Genomic DNA, 15,283 nt, shown 5'->3' with positions numbered 1-15,283 from the left:
GCGACGAGTCAATCTCACATGGAAGGATGTTTACATTTAACCGGGAGTTTGAAGTTGTCGATTCAGGTATTTAATTGAAACAATAGATATTTTTATTCCTAGGTGAAGTTCGGTTTTTCTACGGCTTACTGTTTATCTCATTAATACACAAAAATATTAATAAGTTAGCCGAGTGCCCGGGAACGGTTTGTTAGTGTGCCGTTCCGCAAGCTGCGGTATGTCCCTGCATTGTTCTTCCATGTCGATTCAGTGAGCACCATGCCTCCAAGAGCCCAAAGTGACTTTCAGCACGCAATGAGCCTTTGTCGGTCCGCTCTGCTATGGGTGGCAGGCTTCAGCCTGTTCATCAATCTGCTGATGCTGACGCCGGCGCTGTACATGTTGCAGGTCTACGATCGGGTCATTGCCAGTGGCAGCAAGGAAACCCTGCTCATGCTGACCCTGGTGGCGATTTTCCTGCTGGCGGTCATGGTGGGGATGGATCTGGTGCGCTCACGGTTGCTGGTAAGGGCGGGCAACCATCTCGACACGCTGGTGAGCCGCCGTCTGTATCGCGCCATGTTCCGCCGTGGCCTGGCGTCACCGGATGAGGGGGGCGGCCAGCCGCTCGACGATCTCAGGACGGTGCGTCAGTTCATTTCGGGCAGTGGCCTGTTCGCCTTCTTCGACGCGCCCTGGGTGCCTATCTACCTGGCCATTCTGTTCATATTCGACGTCTGGTTCGGGGTCTTCGCGACCGGCGCCGGGTTGCTGCTGCTGGGGCTGGCGATCATCAACGAGAAGGCCTCCAAGCGCTTGCTGGCCGAAGCCGGGCACGAGCACATACGGGCGCAGGCGCAGGTTGGCAGCAACCTGCGCAACGCCGAGGTCCTGCATGCCATGGGCATGCTGCCGGCGATCATGCAGCGCTGGGAAGCACGCCACGTGACGGCACTGGTCAAGCAGTCCCAGGCCAGCGATCGCAGCAGTGGGTTGAGCAATCTGTCCAAGGGGCTGCGCATCCTGGCGCAATCGATGATCCTGGGGCTGGGTGCGCTATTGGTGCTGGAGGCTAGCATTACACCGGGCATGATGATCGCCGCCTCGATCATCATGGGGCGGGCGCTGGCGCCCATCGACCAGATGATCGGCAGTTGGAAGGGCTTCGTCGGTTGCCGGGACGCCTATCATCGGCTCGATGTGCTGTTCCGTGACGTGCCGGCTGAGACGCGTCGCTTGTCGCTGCCCGCACCCAAGGGAGAGATCGCGGTCGAGGCACTGACGCTGGTGCCGCCGGGCGCCGTGAAACCAGTCCTGCGCGAACTCGACTTTCAGGTCGCGCGCGGTGAGCACGTCGGCATCATCGGGCCGAGTGCGGCGGGCAAGACCACGCTGGCGCGCGCCCTGCTGGGCGTATGGCCGCCCGAATCGGGGGCGGTCCGGCTCGACGGCGCCGACCTGCGACACTGGAACCGAGACGAGCTGGGTCCGCACATCGGCTATCTGCCCCAGGACATAGAACTGTTCGATGGCACGATCAGCGAGAACATTGCCCGCTTCGGCGAGGCCGACGACACGCAAGTGGTAGCGGCGGCGAAGAAGGCGGGGGTGCATGAGATGATCCTGCGACTGCCCGAGGGCTACGAGACGCGTATCGGGACCGCCGGCGGCTCGCTCTCGCGCGGGCAGCGTCAGCGCATCGGCCTGGCGCGAGCGCTTTACGGAAGGCCCGTGCTCGTCGTGCTCGACGAACCCAACGCCAATCTAGACGATGCCGGCGAGCGGGCGCTGGCCGAGGCGCTGCGCCAGCTCAAGGCGGAAGGGACGACGCTGTTCGTGATCAGCCATCGGCGCAGCGTGCTGGCCGACGTCGACAAGCTGATGGTACTCGGTGACGGGCAGCTCCGCTTGCTGGGGCCTCGTGACGAGGTGCTGGCGCGTATCGCTGCGCCGAGGCCCAGTCAGGCGATGCCGAGCAAGGCATCGCGACCCGGAAGGTCCCATGACGGGTTGGCGGCAGGAGTTGCTGTTACATGAATGGCGAAGACACCGGGCCCCTGAGCGAGGCGCCGTTGCCCATCGATGGGCGTCGCTATCGTCGCTTGGGCCTGTTCATCCTGCTGGTCGCCTTCGGCGGGTTCGGTGGCTGGGCACTGGCCGCCAATCTGGCGATTGCCGTCGTGGCTCCCGGCAAGGTCTCGGTCGCCTCGTTCAAGAAGACGGTACAGCACTATGAGGGCGGCATCGTCAGGGAGATTCGCGTGACCGACGGCGATCATGTCGAAGCCGGCGATGTGCTGGTGGTGCTCGACAACACCCGTGCCGCGTCGCAGCTTCAGGTGGCGAGAACGCAATACCGGATCAACCGGGCCAGCGAAGTGCGCCTGACCGCCGAGCTCGCCGAGGAGGCGACCCTGACATTTCCCGAGGAACTGCGGGAGAGCGACTCCCAGCGTGTCAGCGAGGTGCTGGCGGTGCAGCAAGGCCTGTTCTTCTCGCGGCGGCAGTCACTGCACGGCACTCTCGAGACGCTCGACCAGCAAGCGCACCAATACGAGGAGCAGCGTGAGGGCCTGAAGGCACTGCTGGAGTACAACCGGCAACAGATCGCCTCGCTGCGCGAGGAGGCGGACGATCTGCGCAGTTTGTTCGAGCGTGGCCACGGCGATCGACAACGCCTGCGTGAGCTGGAGCGCGACATCCTCGAACTCGAAGGGGAAGCCGCCCAGCAGCAGTCCGATATCGCCCGCATCGCGGCGCAGATCAGCGAGAACGAGCTGCAAAAGCAGGTTCACCGGCAGGAATTCCAGGCGCAGGCCGGCGAGCAGCTGCGCGACGTCCAGGAGCGTATCAGCGATGCCGAGGAGCGAATCACGGCGCTGTCCGACGAGGTGCGCCGCACCACGGTGACCGCGCCGGTGGCGGGAACCGTGGTCGGCTTGCAACTGCATACGCTCGGGGCGGTGATCGGTGCGGGCGATCCGATCCTGGATATCGTGCCCAGCGACGAGGGCTTCGTGGTCGAGGCGCGGGTGCCTGTCGGTGATGTCGACAGCCTGTATGTCGGGCAGTCGGCGGAAATTCGCTTCAGCGCCTTCAACCAGGGGCTCACCCACGTCGTCGCCGGCGAGGTGACCCATGTCTCGGCCGACAGCTTCGAGGACGAGGGCACCGGGCGTGACTACTATCGGGCCCGGGTGCGGGTTACCGACGAGGGACGCGAGGAGATGACCTCCGACATGCGATTGCTCGCAGGCATGCCGGCCGAGGTCATGATTCATACCGGCGAGCGCACCTTCGCCAGCTACCTGATCAAGCCGATTGGCGATGTGTTGGCCAGGGCCATGCGCGACTAGATGCGACGCATCGAGCGTTGAGGGTAGTGATGAGCGGGCAGGGCGCCATGGGTTACGCTGGAGGGAACGTTCTCGAAGGAGGTTCCCATGACCCAGGTTCCCGCCGCCTATCAGGCGACCCGAGGCTCGGTCCTCGACGTCGACCGGGATTTCTACGCGCGCTTGACCGACCCGGATGCCCGCGAGCGGGTCGATTCGCTGGTCGTGCCGATCCGCGATGGCCGAGCGTGGAAAGTGCCCGCGGGCCACGTGATGCGGCTCTCCACCCTGGAGGGACCCCAGGTCGGCGACTTCAATCTGTGGAGCCTGCACAATCCTCGCGAGCGCTTCTGGGCCTCGCGCACCCGCCAGCTGCAGCGCGCCCATGTCTCCACCTTCGACCGCCTGTGGTCGACGCTGCCCTACCTGCGCCCCATGGCGACGATCATCGACGATACCTTGGCGAACTATGGGGTCGATGGTAGCGGCATGGACGAGCAGGGCGGCCGCGTGCACGATCTGTTGGGCACCCGTTGCGACCCCTACGTCAACCGTCTGCTGACCGGGGAGGACTTCGATCATCACTGCCACTCCAACCTGGTGCGTGCGGTACTGCCGCATGGCCTCACCGAGTTCGACGTGCACGACGTTCTCAACGTCTTCCAGTGCACGGGGCTCAACGACGACGATCAGTACTTCATGAAGGCCTGTCCGGCACGGGAGGGCGACTACCTCGAGCTGTTCGCCGAGATCGACCTGCTGTGCGCGCTGTCGTGCTGCCCGGGAGGGGATCTTTCAGTAGACCTGTGGGGCCCCAACGCCAGCGATCCGCTGCTGACCTGCCATCCCATCGGCGTGGAGGTGTTTCGCCTGGATGAGGCGTTGCTGGAAGGCTGGCGGTCACCCGAGCCGTCACCCTATGCCGGCGGTCACGGTCTGCAGGGGCCTGCCATCGATTGGGATGCCGAGAAGCGGCGACGCGGCCTCTGAGCCTTCCCGGCTCCCGCACAGTGGTTGATGGCCCGCCATTAGGCGGGTCAATTTTTTTCTATTCACCATGAAGGATTCCATATACCATCCGCGTGGATGGTATATGGAATCCTTCTGGATGCCACGACATGATGCCAAACCTTAGGCCACCGAGGAAAAATCGTATGAGCGTGCATGAGCTGCGCCGCAAGACCGGTGATTCCAGTGAGAAGATCACCATCAACCTGGGAGTCGTCGACCTGGGGCAGATCGATCTGCTGGTCCAGGAAGGGTTCTATTCCAATCGCACCGATCTGATCCGCACGGCCATCCGTAACCAGCTGTCGACCCATGCCGAGGTGGTCAGGGAAACCGTGACGCGCAAGGCCTTCGTGCTGGGGCTCGAGCATTACAGCCGCACGGACCTGGAAGCGCTGCAGTCGGCGGGAGAGACATTGCAGATTCAGGTCCTGGGCATGGCCAGCATTGCCGACGACGTATCGCCGGAGCTGGCCTGCGCCACCATCGAGTCGGTGGTGGTCCTGGGCGCCCTGCATGCCAGCAAGGCGGTCAAGGCGGCCCTGGCGGATCGAATCCACTGAATCACTGAATAGGGACATTGACGATGATCGACACGCGACGAATGGAAGAAGCGACGCGGCTCACTCGCGCCGGGAAGCTGCATGAGGCCATGGCCATACTCCAGGGCACGATGTCCGGAGGGGCGGGCGGAACGGGGGGCGAGGAAGCGTGGCATGCCTCCGACTCTGGGCGTAACACCTTCGAGGGAACCTGCCGGGTCATTGACGAGGAGGTATCGGTGTCGAAGCCGGCGTCTGCCGAGTCGGGCTCGCAGCGGACAGGTGCATCGTCAGCGTGGGGCCCGCCTCCCTCGGCGTTTGGCCATACCCGACAGGCGGCCTCCGGGACCATGCCGGGCGGTGAGATCGGGCTGCCTTCTGCCTGGCGCGACAAGTGGCACCAGTGGCGTGATTCCATGGCCCAGCCCGAGCAGGCTCGGGGCTCCAGCGAGACAGCGCTGGCCGGCGCTTTCACCGCGGGTTGCTTTACCAACCGTGCCGGCTCGCGCGAGTACAAGCTGTATCTGCCCAGCGGCTATCACGGCCAGGCACTACCGCTGGTGGTGATGCTGCATGGCTGCACGCAGAACCCCGATGACTTCGCCGCCGGGACCACCATGAATCGGCTGGCCGAAGAGCAAGGGGTTTGCGTGCTCTATCCGGCCCAACCGGTGACCGCCAACAGTAACAAGTGCTGGAACTGGTTCAAGGCCGAAGACCAGCAGCGCGATGGAGGTGAGCCGGCGATCCTTGCCGGCATGACCCGCCAGGTCATCGACACGTACGGGCTCGATGCGAGCCGGGTCTATGTCGCAGGACTATCGGCCGGTGGCGCCATGGCAACAACACTGGCGATGACCTATCCGGACCTCTATGCGGCGGTGGGCGTGCATTCCGGGCTGCCTCACGGCGTGGCGCGAAGTCTCCCCGATGCATTGGGGGCGATGCAGGGCGGCACAGGCCCCATGGCCAACGCCTCATCGGCACGAGTGTCTGCATCGTTGTCGCGGGTGCCCGCCATCGTCTTCCACGGTGATCGCGACACCACGGTGCATCCCAGCAACGCGGATCGCGTCGCCGCTCAGTACGCCGCCTCGCGTGCGGCTGGAGAGGTGGAAAACGGCCGTAAGGGCAGTGCCGGGAAGACGGTGGAGCGGGGGCAGGTCCCCCATGGCTACGCCTATACGCAAACCCGCCATCAGGATGCGGATGGGCGGTCATGCCTTGAGCAGTGGGTGATCCACGGTGCCGGCCATGCCTGGTCGGGTGGCGATGCGCGCGGCTCCTACACGGATCCCAAGGGTCCCGATGCGGCCAAGGAGATGCTGCGATTCTTCAATGCACATGCCAAGGCCAGTCCTTGATGCCGTCCTCGACCATGCTCGGCGGTGGTGTTCAGACGACCACGCAACTGCGGTCGCGGCCGCTGCGCTTGGCCAGCAGCAGCGCCTGGTCGGCACGCTGCAGGGTGTGATCGAGCAGGTCCTCGCCGTCGCGGTACTCGCTCAGCCCGGCGCTGGCGGTGATGGAGAGCCGGCTGTCGCCCACCACGACCGACAGCTCGGCCAGCCGTTGACGCAGGCGGTCGACGATGGCATTGGCCTCTCTGAGGCCGGTATCGGCCAGCAGCAGCAAGAATTCCTCGCCTCCCCAGCGTGCGCACAGGTCGTAGTCGCGCAGCTCCTGGCGGATCTCCTGGGCGATGGCCACCAGTACCTTGTCGCCGGCTTCATGGCCGTGCAGGTCGTTGACCTGCTTGAAGTGGTCGATGTCGAGCATTACCAGGGTGTACTGCTTGCGCTCGATGAGCTTGGGCAGGCGTTCGTCGATCAGCCGGCGGTTGGGCAGGCCGGTGAGGGCGTCATGGGTCGAAGCCTCCTTCAGCGCATTGTTGTGCTCGTGCATGATCTGCTGGTAGCCATCGGAGATGCGTGACAGCTTCTCTTGCCGACGCAGCGATTTCTGGTAGCGCCGCTGGGCGTTGAGCTCGTCTTCGCGGACGTAGCGCTGGTAGCTGTCGGAAATCGTCACCAGGCGCTCCAGGCGCTGCTTCTCGGCCCGGTGGAAGGCATGCAGCCGGGCCAGCGGCGCCAGCAGGGGATTGTCCGCATGGGCGGGATCGCCCAGCAGCGCTTCGACCTGGGCCAGCAGTTCGGCTTCCTCGCGTGTCATGTCGGAACTCGTGCCGGGGTGATCGCGAACGGAAAGGTGCAGTCCTCGCGAAACTCCTCGGCCAGTTCGGCGATGCGCTCGTTACGAGGGTCGTAGTGCCAGGTGACCTGTATCCCGCGTCCGCCCTGATGGGCCTCTTCAAGCAGGTCGAAGATGTCCATCATGGCCTTGACCGAACTGGTATTGAGGTAGACAAGCTTCAGCTCCAGCGTCAACGGGCGCGCTGCCTCGCTGAGGAAGCGCTCGACCCAGTCGATCACTCGATCGAAGAGTTCGAAGGAGTTCTCCGGGTAGGAATCACCCTGCATGGTGAGCAGCCCGGCCTGCCAATCGCTGACGATGGTTGGCGTGGACTGGCTGCCGATAATATCGAGATCGTTGGTCATCACTAACACTCGGCTGATCAGATCACGGCAGTAAGGCTGAAAAAGCCTCGGCCGTCGGGCAGTGGCTCGAGAGAGGCCCGCATCGGCTCGCTCGACTTGCGTGCGATATCCAGCAGCCCCAGGCCGGCGCCGGAGCTGGCGTTTCCGCGAGGCATGCGCAGCTGCTGCTTGTAGGCTTGCTTCAGTTGCTGCTTGTCGAGGGCAGCGAGGGCCTCGATGGCTTCAACCAGTTGCACACCATCATCATACTCCACCAGATTGCCCGCCGAGACCGTGTAGCGGCCTTGGGCGTCCTTGGCCACCGCCACCGTGGCCGAAGCGGACTCCTCGTCGTAACCATGGCGAATGGCATAGTGGCGTATGTTCTGGGTCATTTCGATGTAGGCGGCGAAGACATCCATGGCGTCGGATGGCGTGGCCTGCTGTGAGTTCAGATAGTTGCGCAGCGCGTTGCCGATCTCCTCGATCAGGCTACGCGAGATGGGGCCATTGAAGCACAGCATGATGCGCTGCTCGAGATAGCTCTGGCGCATACTCAACAGGTTCATCACGATTTCTCCTGTGATGCGGCACCTGCCGGGGCAGGAAGCGGGGGCGTCGATTCGCTGCCGGGCGGGTGGTCCTGCTCGGTGAAGCGGAAATTCAACAGGGTGATGTCGTCGCGCTGCGGCAAGTCGCCCTGATAATCGCGAAGTGCCTGCTCGAAGGCTTCCATCTGCGCTTGCAAGGGGCGCTGCGCCTGGGCCATGAACAGCGCCTCGAAGCGGGTGTTGCCGAAGCCGAAGCCGTCGCTGCCGCCCGCCTGGTCGAGCAAGCCATCGGTGCACAGCGAGTAGGTCCAGCCAGGGCGCAGGTCGACGCTCTGGTTGCGATACTCGATACGACGCTTATGGCCAAGCGGTCGTTTGTCGCCGGCAAGATGGGTCAGCGTCTCGCCATCGCTGGCGTAGAGACCGATCTTGGCGCCGGCGAAGGTAATCTGGCGGGTCGCGAGATCGACCCAGGCCAGGCCAGCGTCCATATGCGTGGCGATCGAGGCGGGCAGCTGTTCGGCACCCAGCAGCTCACGACTCTGACTATCGGTCTCGGCGAGAATCGCTGCCGGATCCTGACAGCCCGCCTTGAGGATCGCGTGGTCGAGAATGGCCCGGGCCAGCATGGTCATCAGCGAGCCGGGCACGCCGTGGCCGGCGCAATCCACTACGCCGAACAGGTAGCCGCCGGCATCGGGGCGGAAGAGATAGAAATCGCCGCCTACCGTGTCGCGCGGCTTCCACAGCACACCGTGATGATGTTCGAGGTGAAGGTCGAGCTGACGGTCAGGCAGAATGGCGCGCTGAATGAAGCTGGCGTAATCGATCGAGTCGCCAAGTTGCTTCTGGGTGGCGGCCATCTCGGCATTGGCCTGTTCCAGGGCCAAGGTCCGCTCGCGCACCTTGGCCTCGAGCTCGCGGGTGTGGCGCTGCACCTGCTCGGCCATGTGCGAGAAGGCCTGGGAGAGCTCGCCGATCTCGTCGTGGCGCGAGGTGGGCAGCGGCGAGTCGTAGTTACCGGCGGCGATGGCCTGGGCCGATTGCTTGAACCGGTTCAGCGGAGCGAGGATCAGGCGTTCGGTGGCCACGGCGATGATGGTGAGCAGAATGCCGAGGATCAATGTGGCGGCGATCAATAACGGCCACAGCCAGCGGCGGTCGAGAATCTGGGCGACGCCGATGTCCAGCGCGGTGACCAGGTACCAGTCCAGCTCGGCGATGTAGCCGACCGAGATCAGTCCTTCGCGTCCCTCGAGGGTGCCCCACAGGGACTGGATCGTCTCCGGCGCCTGGCGGGCCGCCTGCATGGCACGGGTCAGCTCGCTGCGCTGCTCGTCACTGCCGAGCAGGGCGTGGATGGTGTGCTCGCCGTCGACCTCGCCCGCCCCGATGCCGGAGCCCAGTGCAATGCGCTCCAGCGAGGGGTGAGCCTGCAGGGCACCCCGCTGGTCGACGATCATCGGCGTCAGGCCTTCGGCCTCGTCGCGGAGGAAGGCATCGAGAAAGTCGTCCAGCTCGAAGCCGGTACCGGCAAGACCCAGCAGAGTATCGCCATCGCGTACCAGTACGTTGAGCCACACCTTGGTCACGTCGAGCTCGTGGTCGAAGTTGACGTTGAGGTTGTAGGGCTCGTTGGTGCGGCGGACCTGGAAGTACCAGGCGTCGTTCGGCTGGGTGACGTCCAGGCGGTAGCTCGGCGTACGGCTATCGGCACTATCGTCGTCGATGTAGTAGTAGTTGCCGCTGGCATCGGCGATCATGAAGTAGGAGTCGTCGGCGAAATCCTGGCGGAATCCTTCGGCCTCGGCGAAGAGACGCGCCTGGCTGTCGGGCGACTCCTCGTCGGCCAGCCATTGCTTCAGCACCAAGCTGTTGGCAAAGCGCTGCGCCAGGGCCAGTTCACGCGACACCGGTGCGAGGATCCGCTGCATGTGCAGCAAGGTATAGTTTTCCGCATAGGCATTGGCGAAGTGACGCCGAATGTCGTCGATCGCCTTCCAGCCCAGCAGGACGGCGGGGATCAACGAGAGAAGACAGGCGAGTAGCAGCGTCGCGACCGACTTGCCACGCAACCCCCATGGTACGGCCATGTGTGTGCTGTTTCCCCGCTGCGGCAAGACCGAGAAAGGTCATGCTTGAAGTATGTTTTTTGTCAGTCACAACATGCCACAAGGCAGGGGGTAATGCGAGTGGCGAAAAGAAGCAGAAAACCACCCGATATCAAGGTATCGGGTGGTTTTCGTTCGATGGCGACAAGCAGGAAGTCGGCACGTCTTACCGCTTACGCGGAGGGGCGTGCCACCAGCGAGCGGGTCTCCTCGCGCGCCTCGATCAGTTCGACGCGAATCACATCGCCCAGCTTGTAGCGCTCCTCGCCCTCCACCTGGATGCGGCCTTCCTTGTCGTCGATCACCACCTTGTCGCGATCGCTGTGCAACATCGGCGCCGGGACGAAGGCAGTGGCCCCATTGGCGATGAGGCGCACACGCATGCCGCCGCGAGTGATGCCGAAGATCTCCGCCTCGAAGGCTTCCTGAGCCTTGGCCGCAGGCGTCAGGTAACGCACGTAGAGCCAATCCTTGACGTCGCGTTCGGCCATGCGGTTGAGCCGGCGCCGTTCGGTGAGCTGCTCGGTCAGCGCCTGGGTGGCTTCCGCCGGGGCCTGCTCGCCCTTGAGCACACGCTTGATCAGGCGGTGATTGACCATGTCGCCGTACTTGCGGATCGGCGAGGTCCAGGTGGCGTAGGCGGCCAGGCCCAGGCCGAAATGCGGGCCGGGGCGAGCGGACATGCTGGTGAAGCCCTGGAAGCGGCGCAGGCGGGCATCGAGCCAGGCGTCGTCACGGCTCTCCAGCGCCCGCTTGAGCTCCTTGTAGCGCGGCAGTTCGGAGAGCGCTTCCAGCTCGACCTCGATCTGCTGGGCGGTGAGAAACTCGTGGGCGGCCTCGGCCTTTTCCGGGTCGAAGGCGCGGTGCACGTTGAAGATGCCGTGACCGACGTGCTCGGCGAGCAGGTGGGCACAGCAGGCGTTGGCCGCGATCATCGACTCCTCGATCATGCGGTTGGCGATGCGCCGCTGCTCGATGCGGATATCCAGCACATTGCCCGCCGGATCGAGGTCGAAGACGTAATCGGGACGGTCCTTGAACACCAGCGCATGCTCGGCGCGCCAGGCGGCACGAGCCTCGGTCATGTCGCGCAGCGCCCGGAGCTGGCCGGCGATCTCCTCGGCCGGCGTCCACTCGCCCTGGCCTTCGAGCCAGTCGGAGATACGGTCGTAGACCAGCTTGGCCTGGGAGCGCACCGTCGCGGCAAAGAAGCGGTACTCACCCAGGCTGCCGTCGGCTTCCACCTCGAGCGTACAGGCCAGGGCCGGACGCTCTTCGCCTTCACGCAGCGAGCAAAGGTCATCGGCCAACTGCTCGGGCAGCATGGTGACGTTCTGGCCCGGCAGGTAAACGGTGAAGGCGCGGGTGCGCGCCTCCAGATCGGCGGCATGCCCCTCCTCGACGTAGGCGGTGGGGTCGGCGATGGCCACCGTCAGACGCCAGCCGCCTTCCTCGCGTGGCTCGATGCGCAGCGCATCGTCCATGTCTCGGGTCTTCTCGCCGTCGATGGTGAAGAAAGGCTCAGCGGTGAGATCTTCACGCTCGAGCCCCTCGTCGCGCAGCGGCCAGTCGTCGCCGGCATCGGGGCACTCCTGCTCCAGGGCGTGGCGCGCCAGAGTCACGCGCCATGGCACGGCGGGATCGCTGGCCTTGGCCACCAGTTCGTCGATCTGGGTGAAGAAGGCGCGGTCCTCGGGCTTGAGCGGATGGCGAACCAGTCGCGCCACGACCCAGTCGGCATCGCCGATGCTGGCCTCGTCGAGACTGTTCTTGATCCTCGCCTTGAGCGCGATCTTGATCGAAGGGTGGTCGGGCACGACTGCCAGACGTCCATCGCGCTTCTGCACCCGGGCAATGAAGCGGCTGAGACCCGCTTCGACGAGGACATCCGGTTCGACGGAGGTCTTGTCGCCATTCTCGTGGATCACGGCCTGGACGCGGTCGCCGTGCAGCACCTGCTTCATGGCGGGGGGCGGCACGAAATAGGACTGACCGTCGTCGGTCTCGAGGAAGCCGAAGCCCTTGTCGGTGGCCTTGATCACGCCTTCGGCACGAGGCGTGGTTTGACGAATCTGTTGCTTGAGCTGGGCGAGCAGCGGATTGTTCTGCAGCATGATCACGAACGTGTGGCGGGGTAGGAGGGCCACTATACGGATTCCCGCGGCCGGCGCCAAACGCTGCCGTTATCCCGACAAGAAAACAAAAGGTTATTGAATACCATGCTGCCGGTACAGGCAGCCTCCGCTTCATGTTGCGACTAAAGTCTCGGATAATTGGTATTTGATTGGTATTCATGTGGATCTATAGTGGTCTTGAATTGGTATGGCCGAGAGCATCCCATGGATCATCGTTTTCAGCAGTTACGTCTCAACCCCGCTGGGGCCACGCCGCTCTACCAGCAGCTTGCCCGTCAGTTGGAACAGGCCATCGAAACGGGCGCCTGGCAGGCGGGGGAGGCGCTTCCTTCCGAGCGCAGCCTGGCCGAAACGCTTGCCGTGTCGCGCATCACCGCGCGCAAGGCCCTGGATCGGCTGGCCGAGCTGGGGCTCATCCGGCGCAGTCGCGGCTCGGGCACCTTCATCGCGCCACGCCTCAACCAGTCCCTCACGCGGCTGGTGAGCTTTACCGAGATGCTCACCCAGCGCGGCTTCACGCCCAGCTCCCACTGGCTGTCACGCAGCCTGGCGACCCCCAGTGCCGAAGAGAGCATGCGGCTGGGGCTGGGCGCCGACGCGCGCGTGGCGCGGCTCCGGCGGCTACGCCTGGCTGACGACGTGGTGATGGCGGTGGAGGAGAGCTGCCTGCCGGCCTCGGTGCTGCCCGATCCCATGGCGGTTGAGACCTCGCTCTACGCCGTCATGGAAGCGGCCGGTAAGCCGGTGATGCGGGCCCTGCAGCACGTCACGGCGATCAACGCCGACGCCGAGCTGGCAGCGTTGGCCGAGGTCCCCAGCGGCCAGGCGCTGCTGAAGATTACCCGCCTGGGATATCTGGGCGACGGCACGGCGGCGGAGCTCACCATCACCTACTGCCGCACCGACTACTACGACTTCATGGTCGAGCTGACCCGCTAGGAGGCGCCGGCATGTTCCATGGCAATATCCTGACCCCCGACGGCTGGCGCCTGGGCGAGATCGAGTGGGAGGCGGGCCGCATCAGCCGCCTCTCGGGCGAGCCGGCCGACCCGCTGGAAAATACGCATCCTCGCATCCTGCCGGGCTTCATCGACCTGCACGTCCACGGCGGCGGCGGTGCCGATACCATGGAGGGGGGCGAGGCGCTGGCCACCCTGGCCCGCACCCATGTCCGCTTCGGTACCACCAGCCTGCTGGCCACCACCATGACCGCCCCGGAGGCGGAAATTCGCCGGGCATTGGCGGCTGTCGCTACCTACATGCAGGCGCCCGTGACCGATGCCTCCCGTGTTCTGGGCGTGCATCTGGAAGGCCCGTACATCAACCCCGGCAAGCTCGGTGCCCAGCCCGCCTATGCCCGCCCGGGAGAAATCGCCGAAGTGGACGCACTGTGCGAGCTGGCGCCGATCCGGCTGGTGACCCTGGCGCCGGAACTTTGCGGTCACGGCGAGCTGATTCGTCACCTGACGGCCCGTGGCATACGCGTGCAACTGGGGCATACCCTGGGCAGCTACGAAGAGGGGGTCGCCGCCCTCGGTCATGGCGCCTGTGGCTTTACCCACCTGTTCAATGCCATGACCGGCCTGCATCACCGCAAACCGGGCATGGTGGGGGCCGCTCTGGCCCATGCCGACTATGCCGAACTGATTCCCGACCTGCAGCACGTCCACCCGGGCGCCATTCGCGCCGCCTTGCGCTGCATTCCCCACCTCTATGCGGTCACCGATTCCACGGCCGCCGCCGGCATGCCGGATGGCGACTACCGCCTCGGCGAGCAGACCGTGACCAAGTGCCTGGGCGGCGTGCGCCTGGCCGACGGTACCCTGGCCGGCAGCACCCTGACCATGGACCAGGCGCTACGCAACCTGGTCAAGCTCGGCCTCTCATTGGCCGATGCGTCTTCCCGCCTGTCGCGCTTCCCAGCCGATTTCCTCGGCCTGACCGATCACGGCCGGCTGACGGAAGGCGCCGTGGCGGACCTGGTCATGCTCGACGCTCGTCTCGAGCTGCAGGCGGTCGTGGTCGAGGGCCGCATCATCGAAGGAGAGCGCTGATGTCCCTGATGCTCGACGAAGCCCGCAATGCGCCCGAGCGCATCCGCGGCCAGCTGCCGCGCAATGACGCGATCCTGGCCGAACTCGGCGAGCGGCTGCGCCGCGACCCTCCCTCGGCGGCAGTGACGGTGGCGCGTGGCAGCTCCGATCACGCGGCCGGCTACTTCGCCTATCTCTGCATGAAGAGCCGCGGCATCCCGGTGGCTTCGCTGCCGCTGTCGCTGACCACGCTGGCCAGGACGCCATGGCGGCTCGAGGGGCAACTGGCGCTGGCGGTCTCGCAATCGGGGCAGAGCCCCGACCTGGTCGCCACCCAGCAGGCCCTTGGCGAGGCCGGGGCGTACACGCTGGCGCTGGTCAATACGCCCGAGTCGCCGCTGGGGGCGGTCAGCGATCTCGAAGTGCCGCTTTATGCGGGGGACGAGAAGAGCGTCGCCGCGACCAAGAGCTACCTGGCGACACTCGCCGCCATGGCCCAACTGCTGGGCCACTGGAATCGGGATCGCGCCATGCTGGCGGCCCTGGAGGCCCTTCCGGAGCGCCTGAGCCGGGCGCTGGCGCAGGACTGGTCAGTGGCGGTGGAGGCGCTGGCAGGCTGCGGCCGGCTGATGGTGATCGGCCGTGGCGCCGGCCTGGCCGTGGCCCAGGAGGCGGCGCTCAAGTTCAAGGAAACCTGCGCCATCCAGGCCGAGGCCTTCAGCGGGGCAGAGGTTCGCCATGGCCCCATGGCGCTGATTGGCCCGGATTACCCGGTACTGGTATTCGCCCCGCCGGGCGCCGAACAGGCGGGGCTGCTGGAGCTGGCCGAGTGGCTCGAGAGCATCGGCGCGCGGGTGCTGCTGGCGGCGGACGAGCGCGTGGCCAGGCGGCAGCTGACGCTGGCCGATGCCGGTCACGACGCGCTGCAGCCACTCTCGGTGATCCAGAGCTTTTACGTGATGGTGGCCAACCTGGCTGCGGCGCGGGGCAGCGATCCCGATCGACCCAGACACCTCAACAAGGTGACCTGCACCCTTTGACCAAGGCAGCGG

13 protein-coding genes are annotated in these 15,283 nt (G+C 65.2%); 8 read left to right on the top strand and 5 right to left on the bottom strand.

Features of this window, described 5'->3' with window-relative positions; translation table 11 throughout:
• The first annotated feature begins 294 nt into the window (after nt 1-294).
• From ACRWQA_RS14460 to ACRWQA_RS14440, 5 genes are all read left to right on the top strand, one after another.
• Nucleotides 295-2,016 carry a type I secretion system permease/ATPase gene (locus tag ACRWQA_RS14460; RefSeq protein ID WP_434231411.1) on the top strand — a complete coding sequence of 574 codons (1,722 nt, stop codon included), beginning with the start codon at nt 295-297 and terminating at the stop codon, nt 2,014-2,016.
• Entirely contained in the window at nt 2,013-3,335 is a 1,323-nt protein-coding gene (locus tag ACRWQA_RS14455; RefSeq protein WP_434231413.1) for an HlyD family type I secretion periplasmic adaptor subunit, read from the top strand. The genes ACRWQA_RS14460 and ACRWQA_RS14455 overlap by 4 nt, the downstream gene beginning before the upstream one ends.
• A gap of 87 nt (nt 3,336-3,422) precedes the next feature.
• On the top strand, nt 3,423-4,304 hold the full coding sequence (locus ACRWQA_RS14450; protein ID WP_434231415.1) for an urea carboxylase-associated family protein: 882 nt from the start codon (nt 3,423-3,425) through the stop codon (nt 4,302-4,304).
• A 164-nt stretch (nt 4,305-4,468) separates the two neighbouring features.
• Complete coding sequence (locus tag ACRWQA_RS14445; RefSeq protein ID WP_434231418.1) at nt 4,469-4,885, top strand: CopG family transcriptional regulator; 417 nt, start codon at nt 4,469-4,471, stop codon at nt 4,883-4,885.
• Between the two features lie 23 nt (nt 4,886-4,908).
• Nucleotides 4,909-6,228 carry an extracellular catalytic domain type 1 short-chain-length polyhydroxyalkanoate depolymerase gene (locus ACRWQA_RS14440; RefSeq protein ID WP_434231421.1) on the top strand — a complete coding sequence of 440 codons (1,320 nt, stop codon included), beginning with the start codon at nt 4,909-4,911 and terminating at the stop codon, nt 6,226-6,228.
• 31 nt (nt 6,229-6,259) lie between these two features.
• Here ACRWQA_RS14440 and siaD read toward each other — a convergent pair whose 3' ends face one another.
• The 5 genes from siaD to ACRWQA_RS14415 all read right to left on the bottom strand — a co-directional run bounded on the left by siaD (nt 6,260) and on the right by ACRWQA_RS14415 (nt 12,177).
• Nucleotides 6,260-7,036, bottom strand: a complete 777-nt coding sequence (gene siaD, locus ACRWQA_RS14435; protein ID WP_263583230.1) for a biofilm regulation diguanylate cyclase SiaD — start codon at nt 7,034-7,036, stop codon at nt 6,260-6,262.
• Entirely contained in the window at nt 7,033-7,422 is a 390-nt protein-coding gene (siaC, locus tag ACRWQA_RS14430) for a biofilm regulation phosphoprotein SiaC (RefSeq protein WP_263583231.1), read from the bottom strand. Before siaC ends, siaD begins: the two co-directional genes overlap by 4 nt.
• A gap of 17 nt (nt 7,423-7,439) precedes the next feature.
• Nucleotides 7,440-7,970: a biofilm regulation protein kinase SiaB gene (gene siaB, locus ACRWQA_RS14425; RefSeq protein WP_263583232.1), complete on the bottom strand. Its 531-nt coding sequence runs from the start codon at nt 7,968-7,970 to the stop codon at nt 7,440-7,442.
• Nucleotides 7,970-10,045: a biofilm regulation protein phosphatase SiaA gene (gene siaA / locus ACRWQA_RS14420; protein ID WP_434231426.1), complete on the bottom strand. Its 2,076-nt coding sequence runs from the start codon at nt 10,043-10,045 to the stop codon at nt 7,970-7,972. Before siaA ends, siaB begins: the two co-directional genes overlap by 1 nt.
• A 191-nt stretch (nt 10,046-10,236) precedes the next feature.
• Nucleotides 10,237-12,177 (bottom strand): exoribonuclease II, encoded by a 1,941-nt coding sequence (locus ACRWQA_RS14415; RefSeq protein WP_434231451.1) that lies wholly within the window; start codon nt 12,175-12,177, stop codon nt 10,237-10,239.
• Between the two features lie 225 nt (nt 12,178-12,402).
• Here ACRWQA_RS14415 and ACRWQA_RS14410 point away from each other — a divergent pair, with 225 nt between their 5' ends.
• The 3 genes from ACRWQA_RS14410 to ACRWQA_RS14400 are packed head-to-tail and all read left to right on the top strand — an operon-like array spanning nt 12,403 to nt 15,271.
• Entirely contained in the window at nt 12,403-13,137 is a 735-nt protein-coding gene (locus ACRWQA_RS14410) for a GntR family transcriptional regulator (RefSeq protein WP_263583234.1), read from the top strand.
• 11 nt (nt 13,138-13,148) lie between these two features.
• Entirely contained in the window at nt 13,149-14,252 is a 1,104-nt protein-coding gene (gene nagA, locus ACRWQA_RS14405) for an N-acetylglucosamine-6-phosphate deacetylase (RefSeq protein WP_434231427.1), read from the top strand.
• A complete protein-coding gene (locus ACRWQA_RS14400; RefSeq protein WP_434231429.1) occupies nt 14,252-15,271 on the top strand; it encodes an SIS domain-containing protein in 1,020 nt (339 codons plus the stop codon). The genes nagA and ACRWQA_RS14400 overlap by 1 nt, the downstream gene beginning before the upstream one ends.
• The last annotated feature ends 12 nt before the right edge of the window (nt 15,272-15,283 follow it).

The organism is Billgrantia sp. C5P2 (genome assembly GCF_051062895.2).
This window is presented reverse-complemented; position numbering and strand designations above follow the sequence as displayed.

Excerpts from the sequence above, each read along its gene's own strand:
- ACRWQA_RS14460 (WP_434231411.1), top strand. The coding sequence starts at position 295 with ATGAGCCTTTGTCGGTCCGCTCTGCTATGGGTGGCAGGCTTCAGCCTG.
- ACRWQA_RS14455 (WP_434231413.1), top strand. The coding sequence starts at position 2,013 with ATGAATGGCGAAGACACCGGGCCCCTGAGCGAGGCGCCGTTGCCCATC.
- ACRWQA_RS14450 (WP_434231415.1), top strand. The coding sequence starts at position 3,423 with ATGACCCAGGTTCCCGCCGCCTATCAGGCGACCCGAGGCTCGGTCCTC.
- ACRWQA_RS14445 (WP_434231418.1), top strand. The coding sequence starts at position 4,469 with ATGAGCGTGCATGAGCTGCGCCGCAAGACCGGTGATTCCAGTGAGAAG.
- ACRWQA_RS14440 (WP_434231421.1), top strand. The coding sequence starts at position 4,909 with ATGATCGACACGCGACGAATGGAAGAAGCGACGCGGCTCACTCGCGCC.
- siaD (WP_263583230.1), bottom strand. The coding sequence starts at position 7,036 with ATGACACGCGAGGAAGCCGAACTGCTGGCCCAGGTCGAAGCGCTGCTG.
- siaC (WP_263583231.1), bottom strand. The coding sequence starts at position 7,422 with ATGACCAACGATCTCGATATTATCGGCAGCCAGTCCACGCCAACCATC.
- siaB (WP_263583232.1), bottom strand. The coding sequence starts at position 7,970 with ATGAACCTGTTGAGTATGCGCCAGAGCTATCTCGAGCAGCGCATCATG.
- siaA (WP_434231426.1), bottom strand. The coding sequence starts at position 10,045 with ATGGCCGTACCATGGGGGTTGCGTGGCAAGTCGGTCGCGACGCTGCTA.
- ACRWQA_RS14415 (WP_434231451.1), bottom strand. The coding sequence starts at position 12,177 with ATGCTGCAGAACAATCCGCTGCTCGCCCAGCTCAAGCAACAGATTCGT.
- ACRWQA_RS14410 (WP_263583234.1), top strand. The coding sequence starts at position 12,403 with ATGGATCATCGTTTTCAGCAGTTACGTCTCAACCCCGCTGGGGCCACG.
- nagA (WP_434231427.1), top strand. The coding sequence starts at position 13,149 with ATGTTCCATGGCAATATCCTGACCCCCGACGGCTGGCGCCTGGGCGAG.
- ACRWQA_RS14400 (WP_434231429.1), top strand. The coding sequence starts at position 14,252 with ATGTCCCTGATGCTCGACGAAGCCCGCAATGCGCCCGAGCGCATCCGC.